Source organism: Rhodococcus tibetensis (assembly GCF_024438035.1).
Classification (GTDB): Bacteria; Actinomycetota; Actinomycetes; order Mycobacteriales; family Mycobacteriaceae; genus Rhodococcus_F; species Rhodococcus_F tibetensis.
On record NZ_JANFQF010000008.1, the window covers coordinates 62,496 to 79,829 of the forward strand.

General features: G+C 66.7%; 14 protein-coding genes. 9 read left to right on the top strand and 5 right to left on the bottom strand.

Annotated elements, in window-relative coordinates:
• The first annotated feature begins 4 nt into the window (after window positions 1-4).
• Entirely contained in the window at window positions 5-547 is a 543-nt protein-coding gene (locus NOF53_RS11430; RefSeq protein ID WP_255968277.1) for a mycothiol transferase, read from the top strand.
• A gap of 88 nt (window positions 548-635) precedes the next feature.
• A complete protein-coding gene (locus NOF53_RS11435) occupies window positions 636-1,259 on the top strand; it encodes a hypothetical protein (RefSeq protein WP_308213812.1) in 624 nt (207 codons plus the stop codon).
• Window positions 1,260-1,307: 48 nt separating this feature from the next.
• Here NOF53_RS11435 and NOF53_RS11440 read toward each other — a convergent pair whose 3' ends face one another.
• A complete protein-coding gene (locus tag NOF53_RS11440) occupies window positions 1,308-3,071 on the bottom strand; it encodes a DEAD/DEAH box helicase (RefSeq protein WP_255968281.1) in 1,764 nt (587 codons plus the stop codon).
• A gap of 108 nt (window positions 3,072-3,179) precedes the next feature.
• Between NOF53_RS11440 and NOF53_RS11445 the strand changes: the two genes are divergently transcribed.
• The 4 genes from NOF53_RS11445 (at window position 3,180) to NOF53_RS11460 (ending at window position 7,407) form a co-directional block, all read left to right on the top strand.
• Window positions 3,180-3,977 (top strand): carbon-nitrogen hydrolase family protein, encoded by a 798-nt coding sequence (locus NOF53_RS11445; protein WP_255968618.1) that lies wholly within the window; start codon window positions 3,180-3,182, stop codon window positions 3,975-3,977.
• Between the two features lie 70 nt (window positions 3,978-4,047).
• Window positions 4,048-4,677, top strand: a complete 630-nt coding sequence (locus NOF53_RS11450) for a phosphoribosyltransferase (RefSeq protein ID WP_255968283.1) — start codon at window positions 4,048-4,050, stop codon at window positions 4,675-4,677.
• Window positions 4,678-4,776: 99 nt separating this feature from the next.
• Entirely contained in the window at window positions 4,777-5,481 is a 705-nt protein-coding gene (locus tag NOF53_RS11455) for a DUF8548 family protein (RefSeq protein ID WP_255968285.1), read from the top strand.
• A gap of 138 nt (window positions 5,482-5,619) precedes the next feature.
• The gene (locus NOF53_RS11460) at window positions 5,620-7,407 is read left to right on the top strand and encodes an AMP-dependent synthetase/ligase (protein ID WP_255968287.1); all 1,788 of its coding nucleotides are present in this window, start codon (window positions 5,620-5,622) and stop codon (window positions 7,405-7,407) included.
• Window positions 7,408-7,458: 51 nt separating this feature from the next.
• On the opposite strand, the gene NOF53_RS11465 is transcribed toward NOF53_RS11460, so the two are convergent.
• On the bottom strand, window positions 7,459-8,082 hold the full coding sequence (locus NOF53_RS11465; RefSeq protein ID WP_255968288.1) for an alpha/beta hydrolase: 624 nt from the start codon (window positions 8,080-8,082) through the stop codon (window positions 7,459-7,461).
• A 78-nt stretch (window positions 8,083-8,160) separates the two neighbouring features.
• Here NOF53_RS11465 and NOF53_RS11470 point away from each other — a divergent pair, with 78 nt between their 5' ends.
• On the top strand, window positions 8,161-11,646 hold the full coding sequence (locus tag NOF53_RS11470) for a TM0106 family RecB-like putative nuclease (protein WP_255968290.1): 3,486 nt from the start codon (window positions 8,161-8,163) through the stop codon (window positions 11,644-11,646).
• Here the strand turns inward: NOF53_RS11470 and NOF53_RS11475 are convergent.
• Together NOF53_RS11475 and NOF53_RS11480 are read right to left on the bottom strand one after the other, a co-directional pair.
• Window positions 11,631-12,803, bottom strand: a complete 1,173-nt coding sequence (locus tag NOF53_RS11475) for an amino acid deaminase/aldolase (RefSeq protein WP_255968292.1) — start codon at window positions 12,801-12,803, stop codon at window positions 11,631-11,633. The genes NOF53_RS11470 and NOF53_RS11475 overlap by 16 nt on opposite strands.
• A gap of 100 nt (window positions 12,804-12,903) precedes the next feature.
• Window positions 12,904-13,548: a TetR/AcrR family transcriptional regulator gene (locus NOF53_RS11480; protein ID WP_255968293.1), complete on the bottom strand. Its 645-nt coding sequence runs from the start codon at window positions 13,546-13,548 to the stop codon at window positions 12,904-12,906.
• Window positions 13,549-13,649: 101 nt separating this feature from the next.
• Between NOF53_RS11480 and NOF53_RS11485 the strand changes: the two genes are divergently transcribed.
• The gene (locus NOF53_RS11485; protein WP_255968295.1) at window positions 13,650-14,966 is read left to right on the top strand and encodes a D-arabinono-1,4-lactone oxidase; all 1,317 of its coding nucleotides are present in this window, start codon (window positions 13,650-13,652) and stop codon (window positions 14,964-14,966) included.
• A gap of 10 nt (window positions 14,967-14,976) precedes the next feature.
• On the top strand, window positions 14,977-16,341 hold the full coding sequence (locus NOF53_RS11490) for an amidase family protein (RefSeq protein WP_255968297.1): 1,365 nt from the start codon (window positions 14,977-14,979) through the stop codon (window positions 16,339-16,341).
• Between the two features lie 3 nt (window positions 16,342-16,344).
• Here the strand turns inward: NOF53_RS11490 and NOF53_RS11495 are convergent, their stop codons facing one another.
• Entirely contained in the window at window positions 16,345-17,310 is a 966-nt protein-coding gene (locus NOF53_RS11495; protein ID WP_255968299.1) for an adenosine deaminase, read from the bottom strand.
• Window positions 17,311-17,334: the final 24 nt, after the last annotated feature.

Consider the following 17,334-nt stretch of genomic DNA (forward strand, 5'->3'; position numbering starts at 1 on the left):
GTTCATGAACGAGACAACGCACAACGACATTTCCGACGAGCGCAGCCTGCTGTTGCTTCTGCTGGGGCATCAGCGGACGGCTTTCCGCAACGCCTTGTCAGGTCTGACCGAGGAGCAGGCGCGCAGCGTGCCCAGCGCGAGCGAGATGAGTCTGTCTTCTCTCCTCAAACACGTGATCGACGGGGAGGAATCGATGACTGCCCGCATCCTGGGAACGCCGCGCGCAGCGGAGGACGACCCCGTTGCCGCCTGGATGGCGGCCTGGAACGTGTCCGAGGACGAGACCGTCGACGTACTCCTTGCCCGGCTCGACGACGCCGGGCGAGCGACGGAAGCTGCGGTCGCCACCGAACCCGACCTGGGAAGAAACGTTCACCTACCCGCCGACGTGGCGCAATGGATGGCGACCGGTGTCGTCTTCACCGTCCGCTTCATGCTGGTCCACCAACTCGAGGAGATGGCCCGCCACGCCGGGCACGCCGACATCATCCGCCAGTCCATCGACGGTGCGCGGGCGGATAGCCTGGCCGGCACTGCCTGGTCCTGACGACTCGGCGCCGCTCGGGTAGATTCACCGCTCGGGCGGCGCTGCAGAGCTGCCCGCGGAACGACGACGAGGAGTTCAGGTGGACGGTGTGAGCGGAATGCGGCGCATGTTCGCGGCAGCAACGGTCGGGATTGCGGCGACTATCGGTCTGTCGGGAACGGCGTCAGCCCAGCCCGCGACACCGAGAGTCCCCGGACTGGCGGAATTGCGCGCCCAGGCGGACAAGCCCGGTGAGCAGGTCGCAGTTGCGGCGCTGGCCTCGTCCACGGCGCTTCGGGACGTGGCGGGGACGCACACACCCTTCCTCTACACGGCACCGACAGTGGGCTGCGGAACCGTCGCCCCGGTCACGCTCACCCTCGCCTCGGGAACCACCGACCCCGTCGCCGCGGACATCAGCTTCCAGGCGCTCTCCGCCTATCCCGGGGTCGTGCAGTCGTCCGGGCTCACCGTCGCGTGGATCAACACCAACACCGGCGCCAGCGGCATCCTGCCGCTCGACGGCGTCACCGAGGGCGGCTACCCCTCGTTGTCGAAGGTAGTGACCACCGGCCCGGGCACCGTCGTCGCGTCGATCTTCGGCACCGTCGGCTACACCGGCGCCACCTGCTACGTACTGCCCACCGTCGGGACGTTCCTCGTCCCCGCCCAGGGTCCGCTTCCCGCTGACGCGGCCGATCAGCCGGCGCCGGCTCCCGCTCCCCCGGCGTAATGTCCGGGGGCTCGGCAGGGCCCTTCTCGTCGACGAGCCGCGCGGGTACTACTCGCGCGGCTTTTTCCTGCTGTCGCGGTCGCGCTGGAACCTACCGCCCTCACGATCGCCCCGGCCGGGCCTCCCGGACGGCGGGCCGGAGTCGGGCTGAAGCTGGATCAGCACACCTGAGATCCGGGTGCGCCGCAGCGCCTCGAGTGTTTCCCGCGACAGGTCTGCGGGCAGTTCCACCAGACTGTGATCCGGCCGGATGCTGATGTGCCCGAAATCGCTGCGCCGCAGCCCGCCCTCGTTGGCGATGGCGCCCACGATCGCTCCCGGCGCAACGCGATGCCGCTTCCCCACCGCAATGCGGTAGGTGGCAAGTTCCTGACCCTCCGGACCGCGCGACCGGGTGGGCGGGCCGTCATCGAAACGACGTGCCGGACGTTCCCTCGGTTCGCGCGGTTCCCGCTCGCGACGGGGGGCGGGAGGCGGTTCCGGCGACATCAGGAATGCGTCACCGTCGCGGGACTGCACCGCGAGCGCTGCTGCGATGTCGGCGAGCGGCACGTCGTGCTCCTGCTCGTAGTCCTCGATCATCTTGCGGAACAACGCGAGGTTGTCGGAACTGAGACTCTCGGTGATGGAGTCGCCGAACTTCGCGACGCGCTGTGCGTTGACGTCGTCGACACTCGGAAGCTGCATTTCGGCCAGCGGCTGGCGGGTTGCCTTCTCGATCGCCTTGAGAAGGTGCCGTTCGCGGGGTGCGACGAACAGCAGAGCCTCGCCGGCACGCCCTGCGCGCCCGGTGCGGCCGATGCGGTGCACGTACGACTCCGTGTCGTGCGGGATGTCGTAGTTGACCACGTGCGAGATGCGGTCGACGTCCAGACCGCGCGCAGCGACGTCGGTGGCGACGAGGATGTCGAGGGCACCGCTCTTCAGCTGGCCGATGGTCCGCTCACGCTGCGCCTGCACGATGTCGCCGTTGATTGCGGCAGCGGAGAAACCGCGAGCGCGCAAACGTTCGGCGAGGTCTTCCGTGGCCTGTTTGGTGCGCACGAAGATGATCATGGCCTCGAACGACTCCACCTCGAGGACCCGGGTCAGAGCGTCGAGCTTGCGCTGATGTGCCACCTGCACATACCGCTGCGAGATGTTGGACGCGGTGGACGTCTTCGACTTCACCGTGATCTCGATCGGATCGTGCAGGTACTGCTTGGAGATCTTGCGGATCGCACCCGGCATGGTGGCCGAGAACAACGCCACCTGCTTCTGTTCCGGGGTATCGGACAGGATGCGTTCGACGTCTTCCTGGAAGCCCATCTTCAGCATCTCGTCGGCCTCGTCGAGGACGAGGTACGCCAGCTTGGACAGGTCGAGTGTGCCCTTTTCCAGGTGGTCGATGACCCGGCCGGGAGTACCGACGACGACATGGGCGCCGCGGCGCAGCCCGGACAACTGGACGCCGTAGCTCTGGCCGCCGTAGATGGGCAGAACGTGGAGGCCGGGAATGTGGGTGGCGTACTTGCCGAATGCTTCTGCGACCTGCAGAGCCAGCTCACGCGTCGGCGCGAGTACCAGGGCCTGCGGCGACTTCTGGGTGAGGTCGATCCGGGAGATGATCGGAACCGCGAACGCGGCAGTCTTGCCGGTACCGGTCTGGGCCAGTCCGACGACGTCGTTACCTGCGAGCAGAGGCGGGATGGTGGCTGCCTGGATGGGCGAGGGCGACTCGTAGCCCACATCGGACAGTGCCTTCAAGACCCGATCATCGATGTCGAGGTCGGCAAAAGTGGGCGGTTCGGGTTCACGTTCGATATCACTCATTGACCAGCAGTTTAGTGCACGCCTCGACACCGCCGCGCCATGCCGCGTAAATACGCGGCCACCGGCACGGGCGACACCCGTGCCCTGTCGTCGCCTAGCGTGGACGCCATGGTCGATGTCGCCGTCATCCAGTTCGCCCCCGGTCAGGACAAGCAGGAGAATGCGAGCACCCTCCGCCGGCTCGCAACCGAGGCGTCGAGTCGCGGTGCACAGGTGGTCGTCGCCCCGGAGTATGCGATGTTCACGGCTCCGCGGACGGATCACAGACTCGTCGAGTCGGCGGAGGGGCTGGACGGGAAATTCGTGACTGCGCTGGCCGAGACGGCCGCCGAACTACAGATACATCTGGTGGCCGGCGTCAACGAGTCGCTGCCCGGCGACGACCACATCTCCAACACCCTGGTGGCGCTGGGTCCGACGGGCGACGTCCTCGCCACCTACCGCAAGCTGCACCTCTACGACGCCTTCGGATACAAGGAATCGGAGGTGATCCGCGCGGGCGGGATCGCGGCCCCCGAGACGTTCGCCGTGGACGGTCTCACCTTCGGGATGCAGACCTGCTACGACCTCCGGTTCCCGGAGGTCACCCGCCGCATCGTCGACGCAGGCACCGACGTCCTGCTCCTGCCCGCGCAGTGGGTTCCGGGACCGCTGAAGGAGGACCATTGGTCGACGCTCGTGCGCGCACGGGCCATCGAGAACACCATCTATGTGGCCGCGGCCGACCAGAGTGCGCGCACGGGCGCTGGAGCCAGCATGATCGTCGATCCCATGGGAGTGACCGTCGCGGCGCTCGGGGAACGCGTGGGCACGGCGATTGCCACGGTGACCGCGGAACGGATCACCGAGGTCCGCCGGAAGAATCCCGCACTTGCGCTGCGGCGGTTCACCGTCACCGAGATCTGACCTGTACTTCCCCGCCCGGAAGTGGAGTAGTTTCGAAGGCGAACCGTTCTTCCCGATTTCGGAGCGTTCGATGCAGTACACCAGTCGGGCGGATGCCGGTCGTCGGCTGGCCGCCTCCCTTGAACATCTACGCGGAAGCGACCTGGTGGTTCTGGGCCTGCCGCGCGGCGGCGTTCCCGTCGCCTTCGAGGTCGCTGCGGCGCTCGCCGCACCACTCGACGTCGTTCTCGTACGCAAACTCGGCGTCCCCTGGCAGCCCGAACTCGCTATGGGCGCGATCGGCGAAGGAGACGCCCGAGTTGTCAACGACGACGTCCTCCGTATCGCCCGGGTCAGCAAGACAGCACTCGCGATGGTCGAGGCGAAGGAACGCAGGGAACTCGAGCGTCGCGCGCAGGTGCTCCGTGGCGGCAGGAACGGCATCCCGATCCGAGGACGCACGGCCGTCATCGTCGACGACGGTATGGCTACCGGTGCGACGGCTGCGGTGGCGTGCCAATTCGTGAAGAAGTCAGGGGCGGCGCGCATCGTCGTCGCGGTGCCGGTTGCCGCTCCCGAGGCGGTCCGCCGCTTGTGCGTCACGGCCGACGAGGTGGTTTGCCCATACACACCATTCGACCTGGGCGGCGTGGGCAACGCCTACGACGACTTCCACCAGCTCGCAGACAGCGAGGTCACAGACCTGCTCGCCACCATATGACAGTCGTTCTCGAGTAAATCTCAGCCACAGTGCAACGTTCGCGCAGTCACGGTCGATACACCGGACAGAGCACAGAACAGACTGCCTTTGGAGGATCTCGTGACCGTCTCTGCCGATACCGTCGAAACCGTCGTCGCCGCCTGTCGCGACCGGCTCGGTGATCCGTCGGGCTGGGTCACCTCGGATGTCTATCGGCACAGCCTTGCCCTGTGCATCATCGAGTCCGTGCAATCGAGCGCAGGGCACAGCGAGGTTGCTGTCGTCGACCGTTACCTGGCATACCGCAGGGCTGACGCCGGACGGCCCCTCACCGACGGTGCACGCGATCTGCTCCGCACATTCGAGGAAGCGGGCAGTTCGGATCAGTGGGCCGGCAAGGTCGGTTCGTACAAGCGCCGCTACACCGCAACGGGTGTGCCGATCGAGGCACGTCACATCCAGCAGGCGGCCGAGCGACTGCACCAACTCCGCGTCAACAGCATCGACGACCTTCTCGAGGCCGCTCGTGACGAGGCTGCACTGGAGCAGATCCATCAGGCCTGGGTCGACGTGTGCGGTGAGCACAGCGACGTCACCTGGGCGCATTTCCTGATGCTCGCCGGAATCCCCGGTGTACGACCGAACCGGGTGGCGGAGGTCTTCATCAACGGCGCTCTCGGCATCTCCGAGGCGACGGATGCCGGTGCTGCGGAGGAGATTCTCGAGGCCACGGCTACCGAACTCGGGGTCGACCCCGACCAGCTCGACTACGCGATCCGGCGGTGGCTGGCAGCCAATTCGCGCCGCCTCGAAGACGTCGCGTAGCTACCAGTTCACGCGCAGTTACACATATTCTCGCAGGTCAGAAGCAACTTACCCAAAACGGACATCGGCGCTAGTGCGAAACTCGGACAAATGTGATCGAATGCACATCCATCATGTTGTTTCAGTGGAGGGGTCATAGTGCGAGAGTTTTCGGTACCGCAGTCGTTCTCAATTCCGGAGGACGCCTCTATGGCCGACTCGGTCTTCCGTCACGCCGAGGAGGATCCGAAGTTCATACCTTTCAAGCGTCCCGGTAACGGCGGCTGGACGGACGTCACCGCCGCTGAGTTCGCGGAGCAGGTCTCTGCTGTCGCGAAGGGTCTCATCGCTTCCGGTATCGAACTCGGTGACCGTGTCGCAATCCTGTCCGCGACCCGCTACGAGTGGGTTGTCATCGACTACGCCATCTGGACGGCCGGCGGTTGCACCGTCGCCATCTACGAGACGTCCGCGCCCGATCAGGCCAAGTGGATCCTCGAGGATTCCGGCACGTCGCTGCTCGTCGTCGAGAACGCCAAACATGCGCAGGCAATGCAGGTCGTCACCGACGAGGCCGCGGATCTGCGTGAGGTCCTGCAGATCGAATCCGGGGCCATCGACGAGCTGACGAAGCGTGGCGAGAGCGTCACGGACGAGCAGTTGCACGAACGTCGTCACCAGGTGCGCGCGTCTTCGCCCGCCACCCTCATCTACACGTCGGGCACCACAGGCCGGCCCAAGGGCGTGCAGTTGACGCACGCCAACTTCTACGCCGAGTCCGCTGCCGTCAAGGTGGCGCTCTCCGACGCGATGTACGCGGGCCGCCGCACCCTGATGTTCCTGCCGCTCGCGCACGTCTTCGCCCGCGCCATCTCGTTCGGCGCATTCGACGCGAAGGTCACCGTCGCACACACCGCGGACCTGACGACGCTGCTCGACCAGTTCGCCGCGTTCAAGCCGCACTTCATCCTGTCGGTTCCCCGCGTGTTCGAGAAGGTCTACAACTCGGCGAAGCAGAAGGCGTACGACGGCGGCAAGGGCAGCATTTTCGAGAAGGCGTCCGCCACCGCTATCGCGTACAGCGAGGCTCAGGACAAGGGCGGCGCCGGCTTCGGACTCAAGCTCAAGCATGCGCTGTTCGACAAGCTCGTCTATTCGAAGCTGCGCACCGCGCTGGGTGGCGAATGCGACCGCGCCGTCTCCGGTGGCGCCGCTCTGGGCTCCCGGCTCGGCCACTTCTTCCGCGGCGTCGGCATTCCGGTGTACGAGGGTTACGGTCTCACCGAGACCAGCGCCGCCATCTCCGTGAACACCACGTCCGCGCAGAAGGTCGGCACGGTCGGCAAGCCGATCGACGGCCACGCCGCGAAGATCGGGGAAGACGGCGAGCTGCTCGTCAAGGGACCCGTCGTCTTCAGCGGGTACTGGCACAACGACCAGGCCACCGCCGACTCGATCCGCGACGGCTGGTTCCACACGGGCGACCTGGGGTCGATCGACGAAAAGGGATTCATCTCGATCACCGGCCGCAAGAAGGAAATCATCGTCACTGCGGGCGGCAAGAACGTGGCGCCGGCGGTCCTCGAGGACGCTCTGCGCGCTCATCCGCTGATCAGCCAGTGCCTCGTCGTCGGCGACGGTAAGCCATTCATCGGGGCGCTCATCACCCTCGACGCCGAAACCCTTCCCGGTTGGAAGGAACGTCACGGGCTGGCCGCCGACACCCCGGTGTCCGAACTGGTCAAGAACCCCGACCTGGTCGCCGAGATCGACGAGGCCGTGGCAGAGGGCAACAAGAAGGTATCCAGCCCGGAGCAGATCAAGAAGTACCGGATCCTGGAGGTCGACTTCGCGCAGGAGACCGGCGAGCTCACACCCACGCTGAAGCTCAAGCGCAACGTCATCCACAAGGAGCACGGCGCGGCCATCGAGGCCATCTACGCGTAAGCGGCTCCGCCGCCCGTGAGTGTTCGAGGAGTGCAGAGACTCCTCGAACACTCACGGCCGCGCAGCGTCCAGGATGAAGTCGCGGACCACCGCGGTCACGGTGGCGTGGACCTTCTCGTGAAGCAGGTCGTGTCCGGCATCGTCGAACTCCCGGAATTCGAGGCCTGTGATCCCCGCCGCCCAGTCCCGGACGGGGTCGATCGGTGCGATGCGGTCGTCGACGCCGTGAACCGCGAGCAGCGGTATCCCGAGTGACCCCAGCGCGTCCGCCGTCTGCTGCACGGCGGCGGTCTTCGGTGTCCCGCACAGAATCGCGCACCGGAAACCGGAATCACCGGACGCGAGAAGTTTCAGCGAGACCGCAGCACCGAGCGAATGCCCCATGAGCACGAGCGGAACGTCCGGCGCATGCCTGCCGGCGAGGCCGGTGAGGAGCGCGGCGTCCGCCGCCAGATCCGCCACGGATCCCGGATGGTCGCCTTCGGATAATCCGTGACCGGCCTGGTCGATTCCCCACACCCCGATTCCGGCGGGCGTCAGTCCGCGCGCAAATCGGTGGTAATGACCCGTGTGCTGCCCCATGCCGTGGAGAAACACCAGCTGGGCGACGGGTCCTCCCACCGCGCTCCAGTGCCGGTAGTGGACTCGTCCGCAGTGGCCGTCGAAGAAGGGCATGGCTGCCATTCTGGGCCTGTCGCACCCCGATGGCACAATCGGGCGCGTGAACTCACCGGCAGAACTGGGAACGTAGCTGTGTTCCTCCTCGACGACACCATCGTCTACAGCGCCAGCGACCTCTCCGCGGCCGCCACCTGCGAGTTCGCGTTGCTGCGCCGGTTGGACGCCACGCTCGGGCTCGCCGGGGCAGGTTCCGCCGCCACGTCGGTCGACGACGATCCGATGCTGCGACGGATGTCGAGTCTGGGCGATGCTCACGAACACCGCCGGCTCGAGCAGTTCCGCGCCGAGTACGGCGTAGGGGTGGTCACGATGGACCGTCCCGAGTACACCGCGGTGGGTCTGTTCGACGCGAACCTGGCCACCGTGGAGGCGATCCGCGGCGGCGCCGACGTCGTGTACCAGGGGACGTTCTTCGACGGCCGCTTCCTGGGCTTCTGTGATTTCCTCGTCCGCAACGGTGACACGTACGCCGTCTACGACACCAAACTTTCCCGCCACGCCAAGGTGTCGGCCCTCCTGCAGCTGGCCGCGTACGCGGATGCCCTGGAGCGCAACGGCATTCCTGCCTCCCCGGAGGTGCACCTGTTGCTGGGTGACGACAGCGACTCGTCGTACTCCCTCGGTGACATCATGCCGGTGTACTCGGCCCGCCGGTCCGCCCTCGAACGGATACTCGACGAACACCGCGACGAGCGCTCGCTCATCGGGTGGGGCGACCCCCGGTACACGGCATGCGGCCGGTGCGACACCTGCGCACCGGAAGTGGAGGGGCACCGCGACCTCCTCCTCGTGGCCGGGATGCGCTCGACGCAGCGGAGTCGGCTGATCGCGGGCGGTATCGGCACCATCGACGCGCTTGCCGCGCACTCGGGCAACGTCGACGGTCTTGCCGAGCGCAGTCTCGACTCGCTCCGCGCGCAGGCCGCGCTGCAGCTGCGGCAGGAGTCGTCGGGAACACCCGAATTCGAGCTGTTCTCGGCGGGGGCTCTCGGCGGGTTGCCGGCACCCGACGACGGGGATATCTTCTTCGACTTCGAGGGAGACCCGCTGTGGGCCGAGAACGGCTCCTCCGACTGGGGTCTCGAGTACCTCTTCGGTGTGATCGAGGGTCCCCCATCGACGGATCGGGCCGCCGCTCCGGTGTTCCGGCCCTTCTGGGCACATAACCGCGCCGAGGAACGTCAGGCCCTCGTCGATTTTCTCGACTACGTCATGGATCGGCGCGCCCGCTACCCCGACATGCACATCTACCATTACGCCGCCTATGAGAAATCGGCGTTGCTGCGACTGGCGGGACGCCACGGAGTCGGTGAGGAGTGCGTCGACAACCTGCTGCGCGACAACGTCCTCGTGGACCTGTATCCCGTGGTGCGCGCTGCCCTACGCATCGGTGAACGTTCGTACAGCATCAAAAAGCTCGAACCGCTGTACATGCCCGAGCAACCGCGCGACGGCGATGTCACCAATGCCGCAGCGTCCGTGGTCGCCTACGCCGACTACTGCGATTACCGCGACAACGGCCGACTCGAAGAGGCCCGCGCCCTACTGCAGGGCATCGCCGACTACAACGAGTACGACTGCGATTCCACACTGAGACTACGGAACTGGTTGCTGGCACAGGCCGAGACACACGGTGTGGCGCTCCGGCCGCCGGGCGCCACATCCTCTGCCGCAGCGGACGAGTCGACGCCGGCCGAATCGATGTTGCGGCAGTTCGCCGGTCTCGGGCCCAGTGACACCCGCGGGCACGACGAGCAGGCGGCCGCCCTCATGGCAGCCGCAGTCGGTTACCACCGTCGAGAGCGGAAGCCGTTCTGGTGGGCGCACTTCGACCGTCTCGTCGTCCCCGCCGACGAGTTGTCGGACGTTCGGGACGTTCTGGTGGTCTCCTCGGCCGTCGTCGAGGAGACGTGGCACAAAAGCACTCCGCGGCAACGCAAGCTGCGTCGACGCCTCCAGCTCACCGGACGTTTCGGGACCGGCAGCACCGTCGGCCCCAAGACTACGATGTACGCGTTGTACGACACTCCCGCACCCGAGGCTGTCGCCGGCGACAATCCTCAGCAGAGGGGAACGTGCACCGTCAACGTGCTCGACGTCGCGAAGGACGAGCGTCGCCGCGACGTCGTGACGGTCGAGGAACTTCTGGGCGGTGAGGAGTATGTCGAACTTCCGGTGGCGATCACTCCTGGTCCGCCGATTACCACTGACCGTATCGAGTCGGCCATCGCGTCCGCGGCCGACACGATGTGCATGGCCCTGCCCGAGCTTCCACTGTGCGCGTCGGCAGATATTCTCCGCCGCTTCGACCCCCGGACCAGGAGCGGACGAGCACTTGCACCAGTGCAGGGCACCGACTACGCGGCCGCCATCACCGCGGCACTCCTCGACCTCGACAATTCCTACGTTGCCGTCCAGGGGCCGCCGGGCACCGGCAAGACCTACACCGGTGCCCGCGTGATCAAGGCGCTCGTCGAGGAGCACCACTGGCGGGTCGGGGTCGTGGCGCAGTCACATTCGGTCATCGAGAACATGCTCGGGGGTATCGTCAAAGCTGGCGTGCCTGCGGAACTGGTCGCGAAGAAGGATGGACGCCACCGCGCGGCAACCTGGACGGATATCGGTTCCTCCGACTATCCCGGATTCATCGCCGAGGCGGAGACCACTGGGTGCGTGATCGGCGGAACGGCCTGGGATTTCGCAAACACCGATCGTGTTCCACCCGGAAGTCTCGACCTTCTGGTGATCGACGAGGCCGGACAATTCGCGCTGGCCAATACCATCGCAGTCGGGGGCGCTGCCCGCAACCTCCTGCTTCTCGGTGACCCCCAGCAACTTCCCCAGGTCAGCCAGGGCACTCATCCCGAGCCCGTGGACACGTCCGCGCTGGGGTGGCTCGCCGAGGGGCACGGCGCGCTGCCCCCGAGCCGGGGGTACTTCCTCGAACGCACGTGGCGGATGCACCCGCAGTTGTGCGCACCGGTGTCGGTGCTGTCGTATGACGGGAAGCTTCGGTCGCAGGAAACGGCAAGCACCGCACGAAGACTCGAAGGCATGGAACCGGGAGTACACACCGTCGTCGTCGATCATCAGGGCAACGCGACCCAATCACCCGAGGAATCGAGGGAAGTGGTCAATCGGGTCACCAAGCTGCTCGGGTCCGGCTGGACCGATCCCAGCGAGTTCGACGGCACGCGCCCACTCGACGAGTCCGACCTCCTGGTGGTGGCACCGTACAACGCGCAGGTGGCGCTCATCGAGCGGGATCTCGCAGCGGTGGGACTCGACAAGGTCGAGGTGGGAACGGTCGACAAGTTCCAGGGGCGCGAAGCCGCTGTTGCCATCGTCTCGATGACGGCGTCCGCGATCGAGGACGTGCCACGCGGCATGTCGTTCCTGCTGTCCCGCAACCGGATGAATGTGGCCGTCTCCCGCGGAAAGTGGGCTGCCATCATCGTTCGATCGGAATCGCTGACGCAGTACATGCCTAGTACGCCGGAAGGGTTGACGGAACTGGGCGCATTCATGCGCCTGTGCACGGATCAGCCGAAGCACTGACCTTCGCCGCGATAGGTGGGTGCCACGGTGCGGGAGCCGTCCGACTCCACGAGATGCACCTCGTGGAACCGTTCGCACAATTCACCCGCCTTCGCGTGCCGGAACCACACGCGGTCGCCGACGGCGAGTGACCGTGCGGCGCTTCCCGTCACCGGTGTCTGCACCTCCCCGGCGCCTTCGTTGCGGAGTAACTTCAGCCCGGTCGGCCACGCCGGCCTCGGCACGCGGGCGGAGCCTGCGGGTCCCGACGCGATGTAGCCGCCGCCGAACAGGGTCGCGATGGCGGGCGTGGGTCGACGAACCGCGGGCAGGGCGAAGTACAGGGCCGGATGCGGTCGGAATGACCGGTACCGATCGAACAACGTCGGAACGTACAGACCCGATCCTGCGGTCACCTCGGTGACCACCGGGTCTGCCGAGCTCACCTCCAGGGAACCGGTGCCTCCGCTGTTGACGATCTCGAGGACCCCCACAACCGCCTGCACCGCATCCACGACGGCGCCGCGACGGGTGGTGAGTTCGTTGGCCGAAGCACGTTTCATCCATTGCACGGGTGGGCTGGAGTCGGGCAACCCGGCGATCTGTGCCTCGTAGAACATCACCCCGACGACGGCGAATCCACGCTGGTCCGCGCGCACCGCGACACCGGCGACCTGCGACGGAGTGCGCAGCGGTGACCGGCGCACACCGATGTGCACGGGACCGAGGCGCAGAGAGGCGTCCACGTCGATGCACAGTCTGGCGGGCACGGAGCCGGCTGCGGCGGTGATGACGTCGAGGTGCTCGTCGCTGTCGACCATCAGTGTGATCCGCTCGAGGAGAACCGGGTCGGACGCCAGTTCGGCGAGCGCACCGCGGTCTGCGGTCGGATACCCCATGAGGATGTCCTGGGCGCCGGAGCGGGCGAGCCAGATGGCTTCACGCAACGAGTACGTCATGATTCCGCGGAACCCGTTGCCTGCCGTGAGGTTTCCACCGAGCGCGACCTCGAGGACGGCGCGGCACCGTACCGACTTACTTGCGACGCGAACCGGGGTGCCCTCGGCGCGCCGCACGAGATCCACCGCGTTGGAGCGGAGCGTGGCGAGGTCGACCGCGGCCAACGGCGGATCGACCTCGGTGGTGGAGGCGATGAGGCGGTCGAGCGTGGGGGTCACGGTTCGTCCAATCGTTTGCAGCGGAGGCCGACCTGTATGGTCAGTGAACCACCGAGTTGGACGATTGTCCAGATTGCGCGGGCCAGTCATGCCTCCGGCATCAGGACTGCTCGACGGCCTTCGAGGCGATGATGTGCACCAGGTCGTCGAGCGCCGCGATCATGGCCTCGCTGTCGCGGTCGACGAGCCACCGCAGCACCAACCCGTCCAGCATGGCCAGACCGAAACGCGCGATCGTCTCGACGGGGGTGGCCCAGCCGACATCGGCGATTCGGGCGCACTCCGCCAGGAACTCGATGGCCTCCTCGTCCATCGTCCGGTATTGCTGACCTGCAATATCGCCCGCACGCTCACTTCCGGAGGCGCGGTGGCGGAGTGCCTGAGCGGTGATCTCGTAGGTGAGCAGCTGCCGGTCGGGCGTGGCCTCGACAATCGGCCACATCCCGCTGATCCCGATGTGGAGAAGTTCACGCAATCCCGCGGCGCCCCGGAGGTCCGGCGCGTGCCGAACCTGACCGAAAGCCAGCCTCATCGATTCGCTGAGCTGCAGCACCAGGCTCTCCCCCATCGCGGCGAGCAGCTCTTCCTTGCTTTCGAAGCAGTAGTGCACTACTCCGAGTGACACGCCGGCCTCCTCCGCCACGGCTCGAACCGTGACCGAAGCGACGCCGCGCTGCTCCGCGATGGAGAGGGCTGATTCGACGAGTTGAGCGCGACGTTCGTCCGCGGGGAGCCTGTTCAGCATTCTCTGATCGTAGGACCTGAGCCGCTACCGGCATCGGACAACACGGGGGTTGCGAGGAGCCGTCATTTGCCTGGACGAGCGTCCAGGTTCATGATGAGCGAATGGGACAGGACACGTGGCACAACTGGGCGGGTACCGAATCGGCGAGCCCGTATCGCTTCGCGACGCCCCGTTCCGTCGACGAGCTGAGCGCCCTGGTGTCCGAGGCCGCGGAGCGTGGTTTGCGCGTGAAGGCGGTGGGAGCTGCACATTCGTTCACCGGGGTCGCGGTCACCGACGGAATTCTCGTCAGCCTCGACAATCTGAGCGGAATCGACTCCGTGACATTCCACGATCGGGCAAGTGCGCTCGTCACCGTATTCGCGGGCACCCGATTGCACGAGCTGAACGAACAACTCTGGTACCGCGGCCTGGCCATGATCAATCTCGGTGACATCGATGTGCAATCGCTGGCAGGGGCCCTCTCGACCGGCACCCACGGCACCGGAGCGCGATTCGGCGGCCTCGCCACTCAAGTCCGTGCTCTGCAAGTGGTGCTGGCGGACGGTTCGATCGTCGAGTGTTCCCCGGCTGAGAATCCCGATCTCTTCGAGGCTGCGCGCCTGGGTCTCGGCGCTGTGGGGATCATCTCCAAAGTCACTCTCGAGTGCGTCGCACACTACGTGATGCACGCCGTCGAAGCGCCAGGCTCCCTGGACTCGACACTCGATCGGCTCGACCACGACCGCACCACGGTGGACCATTTCGAGTTCTACTGGTTTCCTCACACTCGCCGGGTGCTCACCAAGCGCAACACCCGGTTGCCGGGTGACACGCCGATATCGCCCGTCCATCCCCTCCGCGCCTACCTCGACGACGAGGTTCTCACCAATGTCGTCTTCGAGGGCATCAACCGGGTGGCCACTCTTGCGCCGTCGGCGATCCCGAAGATCAACCAGCTCTCCTGCCGCGTACTCGGGACCCGCGAGTACACGGATCGGAGTTATAGCGTCTTCGCTTCACAGCGCCGGGTGAGGTTCCGTGAAATGGAGTATGCCGTTCCCACCGAGGCGCTACCGGAAGCCCTCGCGGCCATCGATTCGTGGGTCGAGAGTTCCGGTTTCACGGTGGCGTTCCCCGTAGAGGTGCGGTTCGCCGCCGCGGACGACGTGTGGCTGTCGACGGCGAACGGCCGGAACACCGCGTACATCGCCGTCCATCAGTACCACCGCCGCGACCACGAGCCCTACTTCGCGGCGGTCGAGGCCATTGCCCGCGCCGTCGACGGCCGCCCGCACTGGGGCAAGATGCACAGCCGCACAGCCGACGACCTGCGCAACACCTACCCCGACTTCGCCAAGTTCGTCTCTGCGCGCGAAAAGTACGATCCTGCGCGAATGTTCGGCAACGCGTACCTGCGCCGGGTCCTCGGTCGCTAACGTGGTCTAGGTGCCCCCCAGTCGATCTTTCGATCGTCGCGCATTTCTTCGCGTTGCCGGAGCCTCCGGAGCGGCAGCGCTCGGCGCCACCCTGCTCGGCGCGTGCGGGGAACGCCTCCACGACCCGGAGGTCCCCCCACTGCCCGACGGCAGCCTCTTCGACCCGAAGGCGGGCACCTCGGAGGTCGTGCCCACGGACAAGGCGACGTGGCGTCTGCAGGGTGCTCCGCTGGTCGCGCGGACCGGTGACGGAGAGCTCGCCGGACTACGGGTGGCCGTCACCGACCTGTACGCGGTCTCCGGCCAGCAGATCGGGGCCGGCAGTGGACGATGGCTGGCTGGGGCGCCCGTCGAAAACACCACCGCCGCAACGGTGGCACGCCTTCTCGATCACGGCGCCGAGGTCGTGGGACTAGCCCAGACCGACGATCTCGGTTACGGCCATTCGGGTGTGAACCAGCAGTTCGGGACGCCGGCCAATCCGCGGGCAGAAGACCGCTTGCCCGGCGGGGCAACGTCGGGGGCAGCCAGCGCGGTCGCTCGGGGCGAGGCCGACATCGGGCTCGGGGTCGACACCACCGGTTCCGTCCGCATCCCCGCCTCGTACCAGGGCCTGTACGGATTCTCGCCGTCGCGCGGCGCCGTGTCCACCGAGGGCCTTCTCCCCCTGTGCCCGACGTTCGACACCCCGGCGTGGGTGTGCAGCGACATCGAGACCCTCGCCGCCGTCTCGGGTGTGCTCCTTCCGCTCACCGCGGAGCGCCCCTTCGGTACGGCGCTGAGTTCGGACGGCATCAATGCCGTCGCCGACGCCGGAGTCCTCGCTGCGGTCCGCCGCGCACTTGCCGCCTGGGAGAAGAGCAGCCTGCCGCGGCTGATGCGGACCGACACGGACATCGGCCGGCTGCCCGACTGGTACGACGCCGTCACGGACGTGCAGGGTTACGAGGCGTGGCGGCTGCACGGCGAGTGGATCGGGCAGGCGATCACCTCGCTCAGTGACGAACCGCGGCGCAATTTCGTCGCCGCAGGGCGCATCTGGGAATCGACGTACGCCCGTCAGATGAGAGTGCTGGCCGAGGCGTCCGACACCATCACCGGCTTCATCGGTCACAGCCTGCTCGTGCTGCCCGCGACCTCCTCGGCGGCGCCGCCGCGGCAGAACGACCCGAGCGGCGATCGCTTCCGGAACATCATGCGTACCACTGGAATGCTCACCTCGTTGGCGACGATCTCCGGCCTCCCCTCTGCGACGGTGCCGTTGCGCACGGACGACGGGATCCCGGTTGGGCTCTGCGTGGTAGGCCCGTTCGGCCGCGATCGCGACGTGCTGGCGGCCGTCACGAGTCTCGGCGACGCCGGGCTGACCGATTGAACGTCAGCCCCGGAGGAGTTCCGCCTTGCGTGCTGCGCTCGCGAACGAGGCCGTGATCGAATTGCGGGCCAACGTGTCCCGTTCGGCGTCCGTCAATCCGAGCTGATCGCGCAACTGGGCGAAATTGTCGTCGACGTATCCGCCGAAGTAGGCGGGATCGTCGGAATTCACCGTCACGACCAGCCCGGCATCCAACATGGTCCGCAGGGGGTGCTCGGCGAGGGAGTCGACGACGCACAGTCGCACGTTGGACAGCGGGCACACGGTAAGGGGGATCTCCTCGTCCACCAGCCTCGCTACGAGCGCCGGGTCCTCGAGTGCTCGCACCCCGTGGTCGATGCGCTCGGCACCGAGGAGGTCGAGCGCCTGCCAGATGTATTCCGGCGGTCCTTCTTCTCCGGCGTGCGCCACCACGTGCAGCCCTTCCGCGCGGGCGCGGGCGAAGACGTCCTCGAACAGCGACGGCGGGTTGCCCATCTCCGCCGAATCGAGTCCCAGCCCGACGATCGGAGTCTGCAGCCGGAGAATCTCCGAGAACACGTCTTCCGCCTCGCCGACCGGGCGGTCTCGCAGGATCGCGGCGATTGCGGCACTACTGAGCCCGAATTCGCGCTCGCTACCTGCGACGGCATCCATGATTCCGTCGAGAACTTCGGTCAGCGGCACACCACGATTGACGTGCGCCTGGGGATTGAAGAAGAACTCGACGTGTGCCACACCTGCCGTCGCCGCCCGTGCGAAATAGGCGCGGGTGAGGTCGGCGAAATCCTGGGCTGTCCGCAGTACCTGCATGTTGGCGAAGTAGAGGTCGAGAAACGACTGCAGATCGGTGAACTCGTACCGCGAACGCAGATCGTCCAGGTCGGCGTACGGCAGGGGCACCGCGTTGCGTTCGGCGAGACCGAAGATCAGCTCGGGTTCGAGCGACCCCTCGATATGCATGTGCAGCTCGGCGACGGGGAGATTCACGGGAGTGGTGCCTGCTTTCTGGGC

Excerpts from the sequence above, each read along its gene's own strand:
- NOF53_RS11445 (WP_255968618.1), top strand. The coding sequence starts at position 3,180 with ATGGTCGATGTCGCCGTCATCCAGTTCGCCCCCGGTCAGGACAAGCAG.
- NOF53_RS11480 (WP_255968293.1), bottom strand. The coding sequence starts at position 13,548 with ATGCTGAACAGGCTCCCCGCGGACGAACGTCGCGCTCAACTCGTCGAA.
- NOF53_RS11450 (WP_255968283.1), top strand. The coding sequence starts at position 4,048 with ATGCAGTACACCAGTCGGGCGGATGCCGGTCGTCGGCTGGCCGCCTCC.
- NOF53_RS11485 (WP_255968295.1), top strand. The coding sequence starts at position 13,650 with ATGGGACAGGACACGTGGCACAACTGGGCGGGTACCGAATCGGCGAGC.
- NOF53_RS11440 (WP_255968281.1), bottom strand. The coding sequence starts at position 3,071 with ATGAGTGATATCGAACGTGAACCCGAACCGCCCACTTTTGCCGACCTC.
- NOF53_RS11430 (WP_255968277.1), top strand. The coding sequence starts at position 5 with ATGAACGAGACAACGCACAACGACATTTCCGACGAGCGCAGCCTGCTG.
- NOF53_RS11465 (WP_255968288.1), bottom strand. The coding sequence starts at position 8,082 with ATGCCCTTCTTCGACGGCCACTGCGGACGAGTCCACTACCGGCACTGG.